We start from the raw sequence: 18403 nt of genomic DNA, 5'->3' as shown, positions 1-18403 counted from the left end.
ATGAAACCTATGCGCCACCACATGTCCAAAATCCTCGCGTTCAGCCGCTTTTCCGTGCGCGATTTCCTCGCCACCGCCGGTCCCACCCTGCTGCTGGTCGGCGCGTTTTGCGCGCTCGCTTACTGGCTGGTCGACCCGGCGCCGCCGCGCCAGGTAAGCCTGTCGACGGGACAGGACAATAGCGCCTATGAAGAGTTCGGCAAGAAATACGCGGCCACCCTGGCAAAACACGGCATCAAGGTGACCTTGCAGCCATCGCTGGGTTCGCAGGAAAACCTGCAGCGCCTGAACGCGGGGAAGACCGATATCGCCTTCGTGCAAAGCGGCTCGACGGAGCACGCCGATGCCGAGCGGCATGGCCTCATATCCCTGGGCAGCCTGTTTACGGAACCCGTCTGGCTGTTCCTGCGCGAAGACAAGGCGGTGACGGAACTGACGCAATTGAAAGGCATGAAGATCAACCTGGGACCGGAAGGCACGGGCGTGCCCAGCCTGTTCCGGCAGTTGCTGTCGGTGAATGGCGTCGAAGCGAACGAGCTGACCGTCAGCGACTTGCAGAACACCCCGGCCACGGTGGAGTTGCTGGAAGGGCGCATCGATGGCCTCGTGTTCAGCTCGGCGCCGGAAGCACCGCTGATCCAGATGCTGCTGCAAACGCCGGGCATCAAGCTGTTTGATTTTTCGCAAGCGGAGGCGTACACGCGGCGCCTGCCTTTCCTCACGCATGTGGTCTTGCCACGCGGTATCGTCGACCTGGGGCGTAACATCCCCGCGCAGGATTACCACCTGATCGCACCGACCGCCACCCTGGTTGCGCGCGAAGACTTGCATCCGGCCTTGATCGACCTGTTCGTGCAGGCGGCGGCCAGTATTCACGGCGGCACGGGCTGGTTCCAGCAGCAGGGGCAGTTCCCGTCCGCGCGCTACACGGAAATTCCCGTCGCGCCCGAAGCGCTGAAGTTCTACAAGGATGGCGCGCCCGTGCTGCAGCGCTATATGAGTTTCTGGCTGGCCAATTTTTTTGACCGCATGTGGGTGCTGGTGGTGGCGCTCGGTGCCTTGATCCTGCCGCTGTCGCGCGTGGTGCCGCCGTTGTACGTGTGGCGTATCCGCTCGCGCGTCTACCGCTGGTATGGCCAGTTACGCACGGTGGAGCAGGCGCTGGAAGACGTGCCACAAGAGCAGCGCGCGCAAGTGTATGCGGAGCAATTACAACGGCTCGACCAGATCGAGGAAATGGTCAACCAGATCTCGATTCCGCTGTCGTTTGCCGATGGCTTGTACGGCTTGCGCAGCCACATCAATTTCGTGCGCAAGCGCATCTTGACCTTGATGGGCGAGTACCAGCCGGCAGAATCAAACTAAGTCAAACTAAGGTGATCGACAGCTTGCGCCCCACCAGCGCGGCAGCGCGCTCCAGGGTGGACAGGGTCACGTCGCTGGTGGGGTCGAGCAGGCGGTCGAGCTGCGAGCGGCTGGTCTGCAGCAGGGCCGCCATGCGCGTTTTCGACAGCGCTTGTTCCTGCATCGCCTGCGTCAGTTGCCAGGCGATCACTTCCTTGATGGCCTGGGTTTGCGTTTTCTCGAAAATGCCTTCTTCCTTGAGGAAGTCGTCCAGGCTGCTGCCGAGATGGGGGGACGTGGCGTTCATGTCAGTTCCTTGTAGCGTTTGCGGGCCAGCGCCAGGTCATCGTCCGGCGTGGCGCGGGTTTTCTTGATAAAGCCGTGCAGCGCCACCAGGCAATCGCCGTGATGGCAGATCAGCACGCGCGCGATGCGGTTGCCGGGCAAACTGCTGCGAATTTCCGATAAACCTTGCTCCAGATGCCGGCACAGGGGCATGCCCACGGGCCAGCGCCATTGCGCATGCATCAAGTCTTGCCCGATCACATGGCGCTCTTCGATGGGCAGCGACTTGAGCCAGTCGCGCACGGGTTCGCCGCCATTGCCGTTCGCATAGAACAGCAGGGTAATCTGCCGCAAACCGGAAGCATCCATGACGCACCTCTACGTTGTACTATATAAGGTACATGTTCGCAAGGAGAATTTGCGCCGCGGTTGAAAAAATCGGGCGCGCATGGATGGTTGTAGCCGATGGTGGGCCATCGCGTGGCCCGCCAGATCAAACACGGTTCAGATAATTAAATGGCCAGTATCAAGCGCCCAGCGTCAGGCGCCCAGCCACGGCAGGCCCGCCTTGCACCAGCCGCCGATCTGCTTGCGGTGGCCGTCCGCGTCCTTGTCGCCTTCAAAACCTTCGAGGATGTCGAAGCAGTTGATGTAGCCGTGCTCGGTCGCCAGCTTGGCGGCATGGCGCGAGCGCACGCCGGAGCGGCACAGGAACAGCAGCATTTCATCCTTGCCGGCCTGGGCCGCCAGTTGCGCGAGGAAGTCGGGATTCGGCGCGCCGCCCGGGTAGGTGGCCCACTGCACCGCGCCATGCTGGGTATCGGCGATGTCGACCCGGCCGACCCAGTCGCGCTCGGCATTCGTGCGCACATCGATAAGCTTGGCGGCTGCGTCCAGTTGCAGCAGTTCGTACGCTTCCTGCGGCGTAACGGCGCCGGCGTACGGCGTACCTTCATTGGCCCGGCTGCGGGCGGTGGTCAGGATGTCGGCGGCGGTAGTCATGGCGTCCTCGATGAAAGTGGGGTGGTGTGGTCGATTATAGTGCGCCATCCGCGCCCCGCAAACGGGAAACCACGGTGCACGACGCATGCACCATAAGAAGGCATTTTTCAAGAATGCGCACAAAATGCACGATAATGGTGCGTTATTCGTTTTTTGCACTTGCATAGTGCATTCTTGATTTGACGCAAACTCAGCAGGAAAATCGCGGGCAGGAAAACTTTCACTGGGATGGCAGTCATTTTGCCGCCGGCGCCAAGGCGCTTCAGGAGCTGGCATGGAATCTGCTATGATCCTTATGAGTTTTGGTGGCACGCAATGTTTGCTTCGCTTCATCAGCCCAGACGCATTAAGGTCGGCTCACCCCACATTCATTTAGGAGATACGCATGGCAATGACAGCCGCAGAAGTCTTGAAGATGGTAGAAGAAAACGAAGTCAAATTCGTTGATTTCCGCTTTGCTGATACCCGTGGTAAAGAGCAGCACGTGACGGTTCCCGTGTCGCACTTCGACATGGATAAATTCGAGTCGGGCCACGCCTTTGACGGTTCTTCGATCGCTGGCTGGAAAGGCATCGAAGCGTCCGACATGATCTTGCTGCCGGATCCAAACACGGCCAATATCGACCCGTTCATGGAAGAAACGACCTTGTTCATGCAGTGCGACGTGATCGAACCGTCGGACGGCAAGGGCTACGACCGCGACCCGCGCTCGATCGCGAAACGCGCCGAAGCCTACCTGAAATCGTCGGGCATGGGCGACACCGCCTACTTCGGCCCTGAGCCAGAATTCTTCATCTTCGACAGCGTGCGCTGGAAGATCGACATGTCGGGCTGCTTCGTCAAGATCGGTTCGGACGAAGGTTCGTGGTCGACCGGCAAGGACATCGAAGGCGGCAACAGCGGCCACCGTCCTACCGTCAAGGGCGGCTACTTCCCCGTACCACCAGTGGACAGCTTCCAGGACATGCGTTCGGAAATGTGCCTGATTCTGGAATCGCTGGGCATCCCGGTTGAGGTGCATCATCACGAAGTCGCTGGCGCAGGCCAGAATGAAATCGGCACCCGCTTCTCGACCCTGGTCGAGCGCGCCGACTGGACGCAAAACCTGAAATACGTGGTGTGGAACGTGGCGCACAGCTATGGCAAGACCGCCACCTTCATGCCGAAACCTATCGTTGGCGACAACGGTTCGGGCATGCACGTGCATCAATCCGTATGGAAAGATGGCAAAAACCTGTTCGCTGGCGACGGCTATGCCGGCCTGTCCGATTTCGCCCTGTACTACATCGGCGGCATCATCAAGCATGCCAAGGCACTGAACGCGATCACCAACCCGGGCACCAACTCGTACAAGCGTCTGGTACCAGGCTACGAAGCTCCAGTGAAACTGGCGTACTCGGCGAAAAACCGTTCCGCCTCGATCCGTATCCCGCACGTGGCCAATCCAAAAGGCCGCCGCGTGGAAGCGCGCTTCCCGGATCCACTGGCGAACCCGTACCTGTGCTTCGCCGCACTGCTGATGGCTGGCCTGGACGGCGTTGCCAACAAGATCCATCCGGGCGAAGCCGCCTCGAAAGATCTGTACCATCTGCCGCCAGAAGAAGACGCACTGATCCCTACCGTGTGCGCTTCGCTGGAAGAAGCACTGGAAGCCCTGGACAAGGACCGCGAGTTCCTGACCCGTGGCGGCGTGTTCAGCGATTCCATGATCGACGCGTACCTGGAACTGAAAATGCAGGACGTGCAGCGCATGCGCATGACCACGCATCCTGCCGAGTTCGACATGTACTATTCGCTGTAATGGCGCCATGCCGGCAACTTGCCGGTAGTGAATAAAAAACGCGGGTGAGGCGATGGTCTTGCCCGCGTTTTTTGTTATGGCGCCACTGGGCGGTGTTGTATAGTCGGCCCAGGAACGATGCGGCACGAGCCGACAGGAGTGAAGATTGACCAAGCATTACAGAATGGCGCTGATGGCAGGATTGCTGGGCGCGGCGGCACAGGCGCACGGGCAGTTGTATGTGTGCGCCGATGCGCAGGGACACAAGACATATACGGACAAGCGGGCTGGCGCGCATTGCCAACTGCTCGATTTGCCGGGCGCCATGACGGAGCCGCCACGCAAGACGGCGCCGCTGGCCGGTGCGCCTGCGCGGCCCGCCACGCAGGCGGTGGCCACGGCGGCGCCTGCCGCCGGCGCGTTTCCCAAGGTCGATGGCGCCGAGCAACGGGCGCGCGACCTGGACCGGCGCCAGATATTGCAGGACGAATTGCGCAGCGAAGAGCAGAAACTGGCGGCCCAGCGCCTGGAGTTCAACGAGGGCCAGCCTGAACGCCAGGGCAATGAACGCAACTACGCCAAGTATCAGGAAAGAGCGGCGCAGTTGAAAGAGAATATCAACCGGACCCAGCAGAACGTCGAGGCCCTGAAACGCGAGATCGCGAATATTCGGTAAAGCACATGACATTAGACAACCATTCCAGCCGTCCCGCCCACCTGGCCGGCCTTGATTTGCTCGCTTCGGCCGTGATCCTGCTCGACGGCGACGGCCGCATCAGCTATGCCAACGCGGCCGCGGAAAACCTGTTGGAAAGCTCGTTGAAAGCCTTGTCGCGGCAAAAGCTGACGGCGCTGTTCCTCAATCCCGAGGAGCTGGCCGGCATCTGCGCGCAGGCGCTTGAACATAAATTTTCCGATTTGCGCCAGGACCTGAGTCTGGAGCGCCTGGGGCGCGAACCGCTGCGCGTGCACAGCATCGTCAGCGCGCTCGACGCGCCGCGCGACGGCGTGCTGATCGAGCTGCGCGAAAACGTGCAGCAATTAAAACTCGACCGCGAGGAGCGCATCCTCGACCAGAGCCAGGTCAACAAGGAGCTGATCCGCAACCTGGCGCATGAAATCAAGAACCCGCTGGGCGGCATCCGCGGCGCGGCCCAGCTGCTGGAGCTGGAATTGCCGGCCCTGCACCTGAGCGAGCTGCGCGAATACACGCAAGTCATCATCAAGGAAGCGGACCGCCTGCAAACCCTGGTCGACCGCCTGCTGGCGCCGCACCGCCGCCCGCATATCGTGGGCGACGTGAATATCCACGAAGTATGCGAACGGGTGCGCAGCCTGATCCTGGCCGAGTTTCCCAGCGGCCTGACCATTTCGCGCGATTACGACGCCTCGATCCCCGAGTTTCGCGGCGACAAGGAGCAATTGATACAAACCGTGCTCAATATCGCGCACAACGCGGCGCAAGCGCTGGCCGAGCGCATCGAGGCGGGCGATGCGGAGCTGATTTTCAAGACGCGCGTGGCGCGCCAGGTGACCTTGGCCAAGGTCCGCTACAACCTGGCATTAGACTTGCATATCATTGACAATGGACCGGGCATCGCACCCCAGATCCGCGACCGGATTTTCTACCCGCTGGTGTCGGGCAGGGACGGCGGCAGCGGGCTGGGACTGACCTTGGCGCAAACCTTCGTGCAACAGCACCTGGGCGTGATCGAGTGCGAAAGCCGGCCTGGATACACCGATTTCAGGATCGTTCTCCCCTTGCCATAAGCGAGGCAGTATCCCACCCATGAAATCCATTGCGGGACGCACACACTAATGAAGCCAATCTGGATAGTTGACGACGACGAATCAATCCGCTGGGTGCTGGAAAAAGCCCTGGCGCGGGAAAATCTCGCCACCAAGAGTTTTGCCAATGCGCGCGACGCCATCGCGGCACTGGAATTTGACACGCCGCAAGTGCTCGTGTCCGACATCCGCATGCCGGGCGCGTCCGGCCTGGAACTGTTGCAGACGGTTAAATCACGCTTTCCCGGCTTGCCGGTCATCATCATTACGGCCTTTTCCGACCTCGATTCGGCCGTCGCGGCCTTCCAGGGCGGCGCCTTCGAATACCTGGCCAAGCCGTTTGACATCGACAAGGCTGTCGAGCTGATCCGCCGCGCGCTGGAAGAGAGCCTGCGCGAGACCAGCGTCGAATCGGGCCCGTCGGAAACGCCGGAGATCCTCGGCCAGGCACCGGCCATGCAGGAAGTCTTCCGCGCCATCGGCCGTTTGTCGCAATCGAATGTGACGGTGCTCATCACGGGCGAATCTGGTTCTGGCAAGGAACTGGTGGCGCGCGCGCTGCACAAGCACAGTCCGCGCGCGGCGCAGCCGTTCATCGCCCTGAACACGGCGGCGATCCCGAAGGATTTGCTGGAGTCCGAACTGTTCGGCCATGAACGCGGGGCATTTACGGGTGCGCAGACGACGCGCCGGGGCCGCTTCGAGCAAGCCGAGAACGGTACTTTGTTCCTCGATGAAATCGGCGACATGCCGTTCGACCTGCAGACGCGCTTGCTGCGCGTGCTGTCCGATGGCCATTTCTATCGCGTCGGTGGCCATCAGCCCATGAAGGCCAATGTGCGCGTCATTACGGCCACGCACCAGAATCTGGAACAGCGCGTGCGCGACGGCCTGTTCCGCGAAGACTTGTATCACCGCCTGAACGTGATCCGTTTGCGCCTGCCCAGTTTGAGGGAGCGGCGCGAGGATATCCCCATCCTGGTGCGCCACTTCCTGGTGCAAAGCGCGCGCCAGCTGGGCGTGGAAGCGAAGCGCATGAGCGAACCGACCATGCAATTTCTCAGCGGCCTCGATTTGCCCGGCAATGTGCGCCAGCTGGAAAACCTGTGCAACTGGATCACCGTGATGGCGCCGGGCCAGACGGTGGAAATCAAGGACTTGCCGCTGGAATTGACGCAGGGGCAGGGCGATGGCGCGGCCACGGCGGCGTCCGCTGACGTGGCGCCAGCAAATGTTGCCCATGCGCACGGCGGCCAGGTCTTCGAAGCGGCCGCGCCCGCCAATGGTGCGCCACCGGGCTGGATTGGTTTACTGGAATTGCAGGCGGCCGGCATGCTGGGCGCGGGGCAGCAGGAAGTCATGGCCGTGCTGGGACGGCAATTCGAGTCGGCCCTGATCAAGACGGCGCTCAAGCATACGCACGGGCGCAAAAACGACGCCGCCGTGCGCCTGGGCATCGGCCGCAACACCATCACCCGCAAGATCTCCGAGCTGGGCATCGACGGCGCCAAGGACGATTGACGCATGGCCGGGCGGGGGCTCCCCGTCCGCCTTTCCCCGCGGCGTTCCTTGCACGCCACAACACCCACAACACTCACAGCAGGCGATAAGGTAAGCTGGCGCCTGCCGGACTGTTTCGTCCGGTCTTAACTTTCATTGTGGAACTGTATGCTGATTAACTGCGTGGCCTACCAGGATGGCAAAAAACTGGCCGACTTGCCGATTGACGATATCAGCGATTACGTCGAGCGCCCCGACTGCTTCGTCTGGGTGGCCCTGCTCGACGCCACGCCGGACGAGCTGAAACAGATGCAGCACGAGTTTTGCCTGCACGAACTGGCGGTGGAAGACGCGCAGCGGGGCCATCAGCGTCCGAAGATCGAGGAGTATGGCGATTCCCTGTTTGCCGTCGTGAAAACCGTGGAAATGGTCGAGAACGAACTGGTGCTGGGCGAAGTCGACATTTTTGTCGGCGCCAATTACGTGCTCTCGTCGCGCAGCAACAGCTCGCAAGGTTTCCTCGGTGTCCGCGCGCGCGCCGAGCGCGAACCGCACTTGCTGCGCCAGGGCTCGGCCTTCGTGCTGTACGCGCTGATGGACGCCGTCGTCGACCGTTACTTTCCCGTGCTCGACGCGCTCGAATCGGAGCTGGAACTGATCGAGGACCGCATCTTCGACCGTGGCACCGAGCGCGACAATATCGAACGGCTGTACCAGCTGAAACGCAAGGTCATGGTCTTGCGCCACGTGGTGGCGCCCCTGATGGAAGCGGTGGGCAAGCTGCACGGCGGGCGCGTGCCGCCGCTGTGCCACGATACCCAGGAGTATTTCCGCGACGTGCACGACCATCTGGCGCGCATCAACGGCACGCTCGACACCATCCGCGACACCATCAGCACGGCCATCCAGGTGAATTTGTCGATGGTGGCCATCGATGAAAGCGAAGTGAACAAGCAGTTGGCGGCTTGGGCGGCTATCTTTGCCGTGTTCACGGCGTTTGCCGGCGTGTGGGGCATGAACTTCAAGTTCATGCCGGAGCTGGACTGGCAATACGGCTATCCCGTGGCCGTGGGACTGATGAGCTGTGTCTGCGGTTATATGTATTACTTGTTCAAGCGTTCCGGCTGGCTGTAAAAAATTCCTGTACATCTGTATTATTAAACAATAGCCAGGGGTACAATCGCGGCAGGTCCGCTGCAGCGGGTCATGGCTGAAAATCGCCGCGCCGGCAGCTGTGCCTGCGCTTCCGGTGCCGTGCAGGAGCATTCATGAGTATTCCGTTGTTTGATGTGAATTCGCAAGAACCCCTGTTCGATCCCGAGCAGCGGCGCACCCTGGCGGAGGCAGCCCTGCGCTCGATCACGGCCTCGACGGCGCACGCCCGTGGCGACGACTTCCTGCGCATCCTCGTCAAGGACCTGGCAGAAGCGCTCGATGTGCACTATGTGATCGCCGGGCGCCTGGTGCGCATGGACGATGGCAGCGAAGGCATCCGCACCCTCGCCCTGTGGGGCGGCGACGGCTACCAGCCGAATATCGAATACAGCCTGCAGCACACGCCTTGCCAGGATGTGACGTGCCAAAGCATGTGTTTTCATGGCAGCGACATCCAGCGTCGCTTTCCATTCGATACCCTCCTCGTCGACATGCGGGCGGAAAGCTATGTCGGCATGCCGCTGATCGATACCGAAGGCAAGACCCTGGGCATCCTGTCGGCTATCGACACGCGTCCCATCGATGAAAACAAGCGCTTGCTGGCCTTGCTGCTGCTGTCGATCTTCTCGGCCCGCGGCGCGGCCGAGCTGCAGCACCAGGAGCGCACGCAGCAGCTGGAAGAAATCGTGCGCGTGCGCACCGAATTGCTGCTGGCGGCGCAAGCGAACCTGATCGAGCAGGAACAGATGGCGGCCCTCGGCTCGCTGGTGGCGGGTGTCTCGCATGAAGTCAACACGCCCATCGGCGTGGCGTTGACGGCCGCGTCGAGCATGGGCAGCTATGCCGACCAGCTGGTGCAGCTGCTGGGCGGCGCCAAGGTCAGCCGCGCCGAACTGATCGACATTGCCGAATCGCTCAAAGGCGCGGCGGCCTTGATCGAGCGCAACCTGGCGCGCGCGGCCGACCTGATCGGTAATTTCAAGCAGCTGGCCGTGGACCAGGTCAGCGAATACGTGGCCGATCTGGCGCTGCACGACTATGTGCACGGCCTGGTGTCGGCGCACAGCCCGGAACTGCGCAAGGCGGCGCTGGGCGTGGAACTCGACATCGCGCCCGATTGCCAAGTGCGCCTGGCGGCCGGGAAATTGTCGCAAATCCTCTCGAACCTGCTGATGAACAGCGCCCGCCACGGTTATCCGCAGGGCGGGCCGGGCCGCATCACGATACGCGCGCGCATCGAGGCGGATGGGGATGACGCTGCCTTGCGCTGGCTGCTGCTGGAGTTTTCCGACGATGGCGTCGGCCTGGCGCCCGCCGTGCGCGAGCATATGTTCGAACCGTTCTTCACCACCAAGCGGGGCCAGGGCGGCTCCGGCCTGGGCATGCACATCGTCTACACCATCGTGCAGCAACTGGGCGGCCAGGTCAGTGCCGTCGATGGCACGCCCGGCTGCCACATTGATATCAGATTGCCGTTGACCCACTGACGGCGCCTGCGTTGGCGCCACTTTGGGCGAATGCGCTTCCCCGAATTTTCTTTTTATATTCACAATGTTATATGCCTGCCATACCCATAGTGAGTTTTGTTGACAGCAAGAATGTCCCCGTGATTGGGATTACAATGCCTCCTGCAACTTCTCGGAAAGCCGCGTAAAAGGCAGTATTTCCGGTTATCCTGGCGCGATTGCCGTCAGCAACCTCACATCGAGCAGCTTGCTCGATCCCTTCGTCGGCCCGGGCAAGCAGTCGGCTGCGGCGCAGGAAGCCATCAAGGCGGCTCCTTTACCGGTTGCTGGGATGGCGGCACGTCGCGCCTGCAAACCATCAACCTCAATGGCTCGACGGAAATACGGCGCCTGCCGGGCGGCGCCATGATGCTGGGCGTGGGCGCCAACATCAACCGCGAAGAATTCTCGGCCAAACCGAGTCCGTTTGCGCAAGGCATCCTGGCCGACCCAGTGAAGGGCACCTGGTGCGGTGGCACGACGGGGCTGGAATGCGACCAGCGTTTCGGCGACGTGGCCAGCAGCCAGCCGTACAGCGCCAGCAGCACGTCGAAGGGCATCTTTGGCGAAGTGATCGCGCCTGTGCTGAAAGAGCTGGAACTGGGCGCGGCCTTGCGTTTCGATGACTTCTCGGACTTCGGCGGCGCCACCACGGCCAAGGCCAGCTTCAAGTGGACGCCGGCGCCCACCTTGCTGATTCGCGGTTCCTTCGGCAATGGTTTCCATGCGCCAACGGTGCCACAGGTCAACGCCCTGCAGCGCGGCTATGGTGTCACCAGCGACAAGTACACATGTACGCCGGCCCTGCAAGCCATCACCACGCGCCTCAATGCGCGATGCCAGCCTGGCAGCCACCAGTACGACCAGCTGGCCGGCGGTAACCGCAACTTGCAGCCGGAGAAGTCGAAACAGGCCACCCTGGGCTTCCCTACGAGCCGATCAGCGCCATTACCCTGGGCGCCGACCTGTGGGATGTACAGATCCGCGATTCGCCAGTGGACGAATACCTTGAAAACGGGCAACTGGGCCAATTCGCTGACGGTCAGCTTCCTGTCCGGCTACAAGGACCAGGAAACCTCGGTCGATGTGCTCGACGCGCCCGGCGCTGTGACGGGGCAGGAAGACATCCGCATGCGGGTCGGGTTCTATTCGACCCTGGACTGGCAGACGGTGTTGACACCCAGCAAGAGCTGGGTCCTCACCGCAGGCATGTTGAACCTGGCCGACAAGAGTCCGCCATTCGTGCCATCGACGTCCGGCGCGAACCGCGGCCAGCAGTTCGGCTATGACGACCGCTACTATGATCCGCGCGGCCGCACGGGCTACCTGAATGCCTCGTACAAGTTTTAAGCAGGGGCGGCAGGCATAAAAAAACCGGCACTCAGTGCCGGTTTTTTTCGTCCTGTCTGCAGGGAGGGGCTAGCGTAGCCTAGTCGCGTGCCGCCATCGACAGCGCCACCGCCTCTGCCACCTTGATGCCATCGACGGCCGCCGACAGGATGCCGCCCGCATAGCCGGCGCCTTCGCCTGCCGGGAACAGGCCCCGTGTATTCAGGCTTTGCAGGTTGTCGTCGTGGCGCTTGATGCGGATCGGCGACGAGGTGCGCGTTTCCACGCCCGTCAGCACGGCGTCGGCCTTGTAGTAGCCTTTGATCTGCTTGTTGAATGCCGGGAACGCTTCACGCATGGCCGTGATCGCGTACTCGGGCAGGGCCGGCGCCAGATCCGTCAAGTGCACGGCCGGCTTGTATGACGGCACCACGCTGCCAAATTCGGTCGAGGCGCGGCCCGCCACGAAATCGCCCACCAATTGGCCTGGCGCATCGTAGTTGCCGCCGCCCAGGGCGAACGCGCGCTCTTCCAGGTCGCGCTGCAGGGCGATGCCGGCCAGCGGGTCGCCCGGATAGTCGGCTGGCGTGATGCCGACGACGATGGCGCTGTTGGCGTTGCGCTCGTTGCGCGAGTACTGGCTCATGCCGTTCGTCACCAGGCGGCCCGGCTCCGAGGCGGCAGCCACCACCGTGCCGCCGGGGCACATGCAGAAGCTGTAGACGGAGCGGCCATTGCTGGCGTGGTGTACCAGCTTGTAGTCGGCCGCACCCAGAATCGGGTGGCCGGCGCTGGGGCCGAAGCGGCAGCTGTCGATCAAGGATTGCGGGTGTTCCACGCGGAAACCGATCGAGAACGGCTTGGCTTCGATGTACACGCCGCGGCGGTGCAGCATCTCGAAGGTGTCGCGTGCGCTGTGGCCGATGGCCAGCACCACGTGGTTGCTGGCGATGGTCTCGCCATTGTCCAGCACCACGCCGCGCACCTGGCCGCCGTCGGCGCCCGGCACGATGTCGAGATCGACCACTTTGCTGCTGAAGCGGTACTCGCCGCCCAGCTGTTCGATATTCGCGCGCATTTCTTCCACCATCTTGACCAGGCGGAAGGTGCCGATGTGTGGCTTGCTCACGTACATGATTTCCTCGGGCGCGCCGGCCTTGACGAATTCCGTCAATACCTTGCGGCCGTAGTGCTTGGGATCCTTGATCTGGCTGTACAGCTTGCCGTCCGAGAAGGTGCCGGCGCCACCTTCGCCGAACTGGACGTTCGATTCCGGGTTCAGTTCGCGCTTGCGCCAGAAGCCGAAGGTGTCGACCGTGCGTTCGCGTACCTGCTTGCCGCGTTCCAGGATGAGGGGGCGCAAGCCCATCTGCGCCAGGATCAGCGCCACGAACAGGCCGCATGGCCCCGTGCCGATGACGATGGGACGCGGTTCATTCGTGTGGCCGGCCAGCTGTTCGCCGCCGGCGACGAATTTGTAGTTGGTGTCGGGCGCGGGCATCAGATGGATATCGTGGCCCAGGCGCGCCAGCACGGCCGCCTCATTCTTGACGTCCACCTGCAGCGAGTAAATCAACACCACGGCGCTGCGCTTGCGCGCGTCATAGCTGCGCTTGAAGACGGTATAGCCGAGCAGGTCGGTGGCAGCGATGCCGAGGCGGGCCAGGATGGCGGCGGGCAGTGCCGCGTCGTCGTGTTCGAGGGGGAGTTTTACTTCGTTGAGTCGCAACATAGTGTGTTTGTCTAAAAATGGCAGGGCTCCGTATCTAGCGGAGAGTCTGTGAGGCGCCGCGCACGGCAGCGTCAGGACGCTATTTTACCCGCATGTCCAGTTGCGGGCCATCTGCCGGGAAGGCGGCGCCTTGGCGCGGCAGGAAAGAAAAGGTGTTGCGAAAAGAAAAAATCCGGCGACCACTGCATGGCCGCCGGATTTGTCTTGCTAACTAACTGTTATATCTTGCCTGGTGATTAGAACGTGTAACGACCGCCCAGCGTGAAGTAACGACCCACTGCGCCCGATTGATGCAGCGATGGGTTGTAGTTGATGCGGCCGTAGGTTTGCACGTCCAGTGGTGCCATCCTGTCGAACAGGTTGCTGATCGACGCAGTGAGTTCCCATTGTTTCGTGACATTCCACTTGGCAAACAGATCCGTGGTGGTGAACGAAGCGATACGGCAGTTTTTGTACGGCACGCCGCTCGTGTCGGTATCCAGACAGTCGCCCTTGACATCGTTCTTGTTGCTGATGCTGCTGACGTAGTTCATGTTCGCCGTGACGTTGACCGGACCTTGATCCCAGCCCAGGGTCAGGCGGACCTTGGTCTTCGGCGTACCGCCGTTACCGGACAGGTTGGTGTCGCCGTGGGTGCCGGCAAACTCCAGTACCGTGCCATCGGCGTTGGTACGGGTGAATTCCTTCATGTACGTGACCGTCACGCCCGAGTTGAAGCGGCCGTATTCGCCAGCGTTGTACTTGCCGCGCAGATCCAGGTCGACGCCCGAGGTTTTGGTTTTACCCGCGTTCAGGTAAGGCGCTTTGACCATCAGGATAGGACCAACGAGGCCTGGGAAGTTGCTCGTCGGTTCGCCGCGAACGATGACCGCATCTGGGTAGCCAGCTGGGTTGGCAACCACGGCACCAGGATCGGAACCGTTGATTTCACCGTCGCGGACAATTTGCCACAGATCCACTGACAAACTAATGTTCTTGATTGGCTCGAGTACCATACCCAGGCTGTAGCTCTTCGACTTTTCTGGCTTGATGTTCTTGTTGCCGATGGTGATAGCACCAACTTGTTGCGACGAACAATCGATTGGCAATTTCGTTACGGCGCAACGCACTGGATCGCTGGCGATGTTGGTGAACGCGGCCACGGCGCTGTTGCCGTTTTCCGCTGCGCTAGGCGCGCGGAAACCTTCCGCATACGTACCGCGGAAAGCCACGGCCGATGCTGGCGTGAACTTGAAGCCCACTTTAGGCGTGGTCGAGCGACCGTAATCCGAGTAATCATCGCTGCGCAGCGCGAATTGCAGTTCCAGCTCTTTCATGACTGGCGCGGCGAGCTCGGCGTACAGGGCCTTGACGTTGCGCGAACCTTGCGAAGCGGAATAGCCCAAGCCAACGATATCGTTGATATCGGTGTATGGCGTCGACTGGCTGTTCGTTTCTTCCTTGCGGTATTCGGCGCCCAGAGCAATGCCCATCATGCCGCCTGGCAATTGGAACAGTTCGCGCGTAGCCTTGAAGTCCAGCGAGGTGCTCTTCGTCGTGCCCGAGTTGTTCAGCGTAGGCGATACCAGTGCCAGCACTTCTGGGCTGTTGATGACGCCCTTGCCGATACGGAAGGTGCCGTTGTTCAGTGCCGTGCGCAAGGCGCTGGTACGATAGTAACCCGTTTGCGTGCGGTCGGTTTTGCTTTCTGCATACATCAGGCCGGTATCGTAATCCCAGTTGGCATACGTACCCTTGACGCCGGCCAGGACACGGGTGACGGTCGTTTCGAGGTTCGACACGCGTGGACGCGAGGCGTCGACCCAGCGCGGACGGGCAGCGACGCCCAAGATGTTGTCCGGGTGGTTCGCCGGCATCAGCAGTTGGTCTGCGCCACTGTTGGTGTTGTTGACGCGGGCATTGATCAGGTCAAAGCCGGCGCCGGTCAGACCGGACGGGGTGGTGTAGGTGTCGGCCTTCGACTTGAAGATGCCCACTTCCGTGTAGCCTTGCGCATTTGCGCCCAATGCCAGGGTGCCGCGCATGAACAGGTTGACGTTTTCGGTCTTTGGCTGGATGGTCGCGAACTGGACCGGATCCCACAGGCAACCGCCGCGCGAGTTGTCGTTCGAGGTGCCGCCCTTTGGATCGAGGTTGATCGGATCGCACGAACCCGGCAAGTTGGTTACATTGCCAAGTGCTGGCGAGATTGGACGCAGGGTGCCCAGGAAGGAGCTGCCGCCGCCGTTGCCGGCTGTAGTGGCGCCAGCGCGCTGGTCACGTCCGCCCCATGGACGCGCATCGGCTTGGCCGATCCACTTGTCGCGGTTGCTTTGCTTGATTTCGCCCGATTTTTTCGCATCGATGGTGGCGAAGACGTTGAATTTGTCGGTGTCCATGTCGCCGAAGCCGATGGCGCCGGAGATGCTGGTGACGGTGCCGTCGCCATGGCCGCTTTGGCCGACGTTGGCGGAGATGGTCTTGCCGACATAGTTCTGGCGCAAGATGATGTTGACCACGCCGGCGATAGCGTCGGAGCCGTAAATGGCGGAAGCGCCGTCTTTCAGGATATCGATGCGGTCCACGGCGTCGAGCGGAATCGAGTTCAAGTCGACGAAGCTGCGCTGGCCGTCATCGCCGAAGCCGTATGGCGCCGTGCGGCGGCCATTGATCAGTACCAGGGTCGAACTGACGCTCAAGCCGCGAAGCGAGACGCCCGAGGCGCTGCCGGCGAAACCGCTGGTGAAGGAGCCGCTGATACTACCGTTGTTGTCGGCGGAGATGCTGCGCACGACGTCGGCGATCGAAGACTTACCGGTTTGTTCGATATCCTTGCGGGTCAGTGTTTGGATGACCGAGATGGTCTCGGCTTCCGCGCGTTTGATGCTCGAACCTGTCACTTCAACCTTTTGAATGCTTTCGCCAGTGGTCTGTGCGTTGGCCATTTGCATGCCAAACGCAAGGCTACCGATAAACATCAAACGGATAGACCGCGATAATCCTGTTTCCACCATCATTGCAAAACTCCTCACATTATGAATATGCGGCTTGACATCGCCTTGTATTGGCAAAGCCGGCCTTATATGTCTATTATTTTATCAATCGTCTCATGGACGGTGTCTTTGAAAATTCTGACTATTCAAAATCTCAAGAAGTCAATGAAACCATTGCTGTGGCTTGCCTGTCAATTTTTATAGTCCAAGTGCATATGAAAAAACAACATACCGTGCAGTTTGGCTATTTCCACTTGCCATGGAGATGGAGCATCGAATGTCGCCCAGGCCGCATGCATGCACATCTTCAAGGCCACCACGTGAAGAGGGGAGGCGGGGAGAAGTGTTGTTTTTTCGTATCAAGCAGGAGAATGATAGACGTGCGCGCCATCATGGTGCAATATTAGGTTGGTGTATCAAAAGGGTGCAGCCATGTATTATTTTGGTGCTCAATCACCGGACCTGCGTGTGTTTTTTATTTATGTCGATATTTGAAAATATAATAATGGATCCGCACATTTCATGAATGCGTGGATTACCTTTGTTTATTTATATTTTTTCATGGTGTTGGTGGAGTAGCGGGCGTGCCGTGGTATTGTAAGGTGCGGTAATACCGGTAATACCGGTAATACCGGTAATACCGGTATTATTGACGCCGAATTGATACGCGCGACAATGTGCCGTAAATGGATCGAGTGGAATTGGCGGGGGCGGCAGGTGCCTCCTGGCCGAGCCGGATCGCCCGGAGGGTCCACGCGGGCTGTGGCTGCGGCCGATTTCCGGTTCGCATATCGGCAAACGTTTACAGTTGCCGATATAAAAAATGTACCGGCGCGGTGTTGTCGTTGTTCTTTACATCCCGCCCCACAAGGCACTTAGCGTCGCCAGCGCCGTCAGGCCGGCCGTTTCCGTGCGCAGGATGCGCGGTCCCATCGACAGACCGATGGCGCCGGCGGCCAGGGCCGCCTTTTCTTCCGTTTCCGAAAATCCCCCTTCCGGCCCCACCATCACGGTGACCGCTTGTGGTGGCTGGTGACGCGCCCAGTCGGCCAGCGACTGTTCCGCGCGCGGCGTCAAAATGATGCGTTTATGTAAATTCTGCTGGCTGATCCAGCTACTAAAATCCTGCAATGGCGCCAGCTGGGCCAGGCGGTTGCGTCCGCATTGTTCCGAGGCGGAGACGATGATGCCTTGCCAATGCGCGAGCTTTTTCTCGGCCCGCTCGCTGGACAAGCGCACCACGCAGCGTTGCGCCGCCAGCGGCACGATGCCGGCCGCGCCCAGTTCGATGGCTTTTTCGATGATCCAGTCCATTTTCGACGCTTCCGGCAACGCCTGCGCCAGGGTCACGGCATACGGCAGTTCCGCCTCGCGCGCCGTGTGGGACTTCAGTTCGGCGCTGGCGCGTTTTTTCTCGACGTTGCACAAGACAGCCGTGTACTCGCCGCCCTCGCCGTTGAAGACGGTGATGGCCTCGCCCGGCATAAGGCGCACCACATGGACGTGGTGGGCGACGGCGTCGGGCAGAGCGATGGTGGCGCCTATGGCGAGTGGCTGGGGACAGAAAAAACGCGGCATGCAACATCCTGGCGGAGAGAAACAATGGAAGGTGCCGCGCCGCGCGCGGGTAGGACGCGCGCGGCTGCGACTCGAGGGTGTAATTTTAGTGCCGCTGCGCGCGGCCGGGTGAAATTCTTGCCGCTGGGCCTGCGCGCGGCGCATCCGGGGCGGGAAATTGCGTGGAGATAACAATCTGACTAAAAACAAAATGTTGTTTTTTGATTTCATAAACCATTGCATTATTGACAGTGATGCTTTTAGCGTGGTTTGATGACTATACAAGTTGTGTTGAACGACATCAATTGTTTCCGGCAATGTCGTCCGTGATGTGATTCGGTATGGTATTGGGAGACGCCGCACGTTTCAATGCCTGGGCGTATGACCTGGGCGCGTTGCGGCCAGCTTAAATTGGTTGGAAAAGCATAACACTGTAGCGGGAGCGGGAGGGCCT

Annotated in this window: 14 protein-coding genes; 8 read left to right on the top strand and 6 right to left on the bottom strand. The window is 60.8% G+C overall.

Features of this window, described 5'->3' with window-relative positions:
• Positions 1–21: 21 nt before the first annotated feature.
• Positions 22–1365, top strand: a complete 1344-nt coding sequence (locus KY494_RS12615; RefSeq protein ID WP_219891161.1) for a TAXI family TRAP transporter solute-binding subunit — start codon at positions 22–24, stop codon at positions 1363–1365.
• 1 nt (position 1366) lies between these two features.
• On the opposite strand, the gene KY494_RS12610 is transcribed toward KY494_RS12615, so the two are convergent.
• The 3 genes from KY494_RS12610 to KY494_RS12600 all read right to left on the bottom strand — a co-directional run bounded on the left by KY494_RS12610 (position 1367) and on the right by KY494_RS12600 (position 2631).
• Entirely contained in the window at positions 1367–1651 is a 285-nt protein-coding gene (locus KY494_RS12610; RefSeq protein ID WP_219891160.1) for a helix-turn-helix domain-containing protein, read from the bottom strand.
• The gene (locus KY494_RS12605) at positions 1648–1998 is read right to left on the bottom strand and encodes a type II toxin-antitoxin system RelE/ParE family toxin (RefSeq protein WP_219891159.1); all 351 of its coding nucleotides are present in this window, start codon (positions 1996–1998) and stop codon (positions 1648–1650) included. The genes KY494_RS12610 and KY494_RS12605 overlap by 4 nt, the downstream gene beginning before the upstream one ends.
• A 171-nt stretch (positions 1999–2169) precedes the next feature.
• Positions 2170–2631: a rhodanese-like domain-containing protein gene (locus tag KY494_RS12600; RefSeq protein ID WP_219891158.1), complete on the bottom strand. Its 462-nt coding sequence runs from the start codon at positions 2629–2631 to the stop codon at positions 2170–2172.
• Positions 2632–3016: 385 nt separating this feature from the next.
• Between KY494_RS12600 and glnA the strand changes: the two genes are divergently transcribed.
• The 7 genes from glnA to KY494_RS12565 all read left to right on the top strand — a co-directional run bounded on the left by glnA (position 3017) and on the right by KY494_RS12565 (position 11709).
• Positions 3017–4432, top strand: a complete 1416-nt coding sequence (gene glnA, locus KY494_RS12595) for a type I glutamate--ammonia ligase (RefSeq protein WP_071079202.1) — start codon at positions 3017–3019, stop codon at positions 4430–4432.
• A gap of 145 nt (positions 4433–4577) precedes the next feature.
• On the top strand, positions 4578–5087 hold the full coding sequence (locus tag KY494_RS12590) for a DUF4124 domain-containing protein (RefSeq protein WP_306823174.1): 510 nt from the start codon (positions 4578–4580) through the stop codon (positions 5085–5087).
• 5 nt (positions 5088–5092) lie between these two features.
• Positions 5093–6181 (top strand): nitrogen regulation protein NR(II), encoded by a 1089-nt coding sequence (gene glnL / locus KY494_RS12585; protein WP_219133048.1) that lies wholly within the window; start codon positions 5093–5095, stop codon positions 6179–6181.
• 48 nt (positions 6182–6229) lie between these two features.
• Complete coding sequence (ntrC, locus tag KY494_RS12580; protein ID WP_219891157.1) at positions 6230–7720, top strand: nitrogen regulation protein NR(I); 1491 nt, start codon at positions 6230–6232, stop codon at positions 7718–7720.
• A 147-nt stretch (positions 7721–7867) separates the two neighbouring features.
• The gene (gene corA, locus KY494_RS12575) at positions 7868–8833 is read left to right on the top strand and encodes a magnesium/cobalt transporter CorA (RefSeq protein WP_086146847.1); all 966 of its coding nucleotides are present in this window, start codon (positions 7868–7870) and stop codon (positions 8831–8833) included.
• A 134-nt stretch (positions 8834–8967) separates the two neighbouring features.
• Positions 8968–10341 (top strand): GAF domain-containing sensor histidine kinase, encoded by a 1374-nt coding sequence (locus KY494_RS12570; protein WP_219891156.1) that lies wholly within the window; start codon positions 8968–8970, stop codon positions 10339–10341.
• 384 nt (positions 10342–10725) lie between these two features.
• On the top strand, positions 10726–11709 hold the full coding sequence (locus KY494_RS12565) for a TonB-dependent receptor (protein ID WP_258194829.1): 984 nt from the start codon (positions 10726–10728) through the stop codon (positions 11707–11709).
• Positions 11710–11788: 79 nt separating this feature from the next.
• Here KY494_RS12565 and KY494_RS12560 read toward each other — a convergent pair whose 3' ends face one another.
• From KY494_RS12560 to KY494_RS12550, 3 genes are all read right to left on the bottom strand, one after another.
• The gene (locus KY494_RS12560) at positions 11789–13420 is read right to left on the bottom strand and encodes an NAD(P)/FAD-dependent oxidoreductase (RefSeq protein WP_219891155.1); all 1632 of its coding nucleotides are present in this window, start codon (positions 13418–13420) and stop codon (positions 11789–11791) included.
• A 236-nt stretch (positions 13421–13656) separates the two neighbouring features.
• Positions 13657–16344, bottom strand: a complete 2688-nt coding sequence (locus KY494_RS12555; protein WP_258194828.1) for a TonB-dependent receptor — start codon at positions 16342–16344, stop codon at positions 13657–13659.
• 900 nt (positions 16345–17244) lie between these two features.
• Complete coding sequence (locus KY494_RS12550) at positions 17245–17970, bottom strand: 16S rRNA (uracil(1498)-N(3))-methyltransferase (protein ID WP_219891153.1); 726 nt, start codon at positions 17968–17970, stop codon at positions 17245–17247.
• Positions 17971–18403 lie beyond the last annotated feature (433 nt).

It is taken from the genome of Janthinobacterium sp. PAMC25594 (genome assembly GCF_019443505.1).
In the GTDB taxonomy this organism is placed as follows: Bacteria; Pseudomonadota; Gammaproteobacteria; order Burkholderiales; family Burkholderiaceae_D; genus Janthinobacterium.
This window is presented reverse-complemented; position numbering and strand designations above follow the sequence as displayed.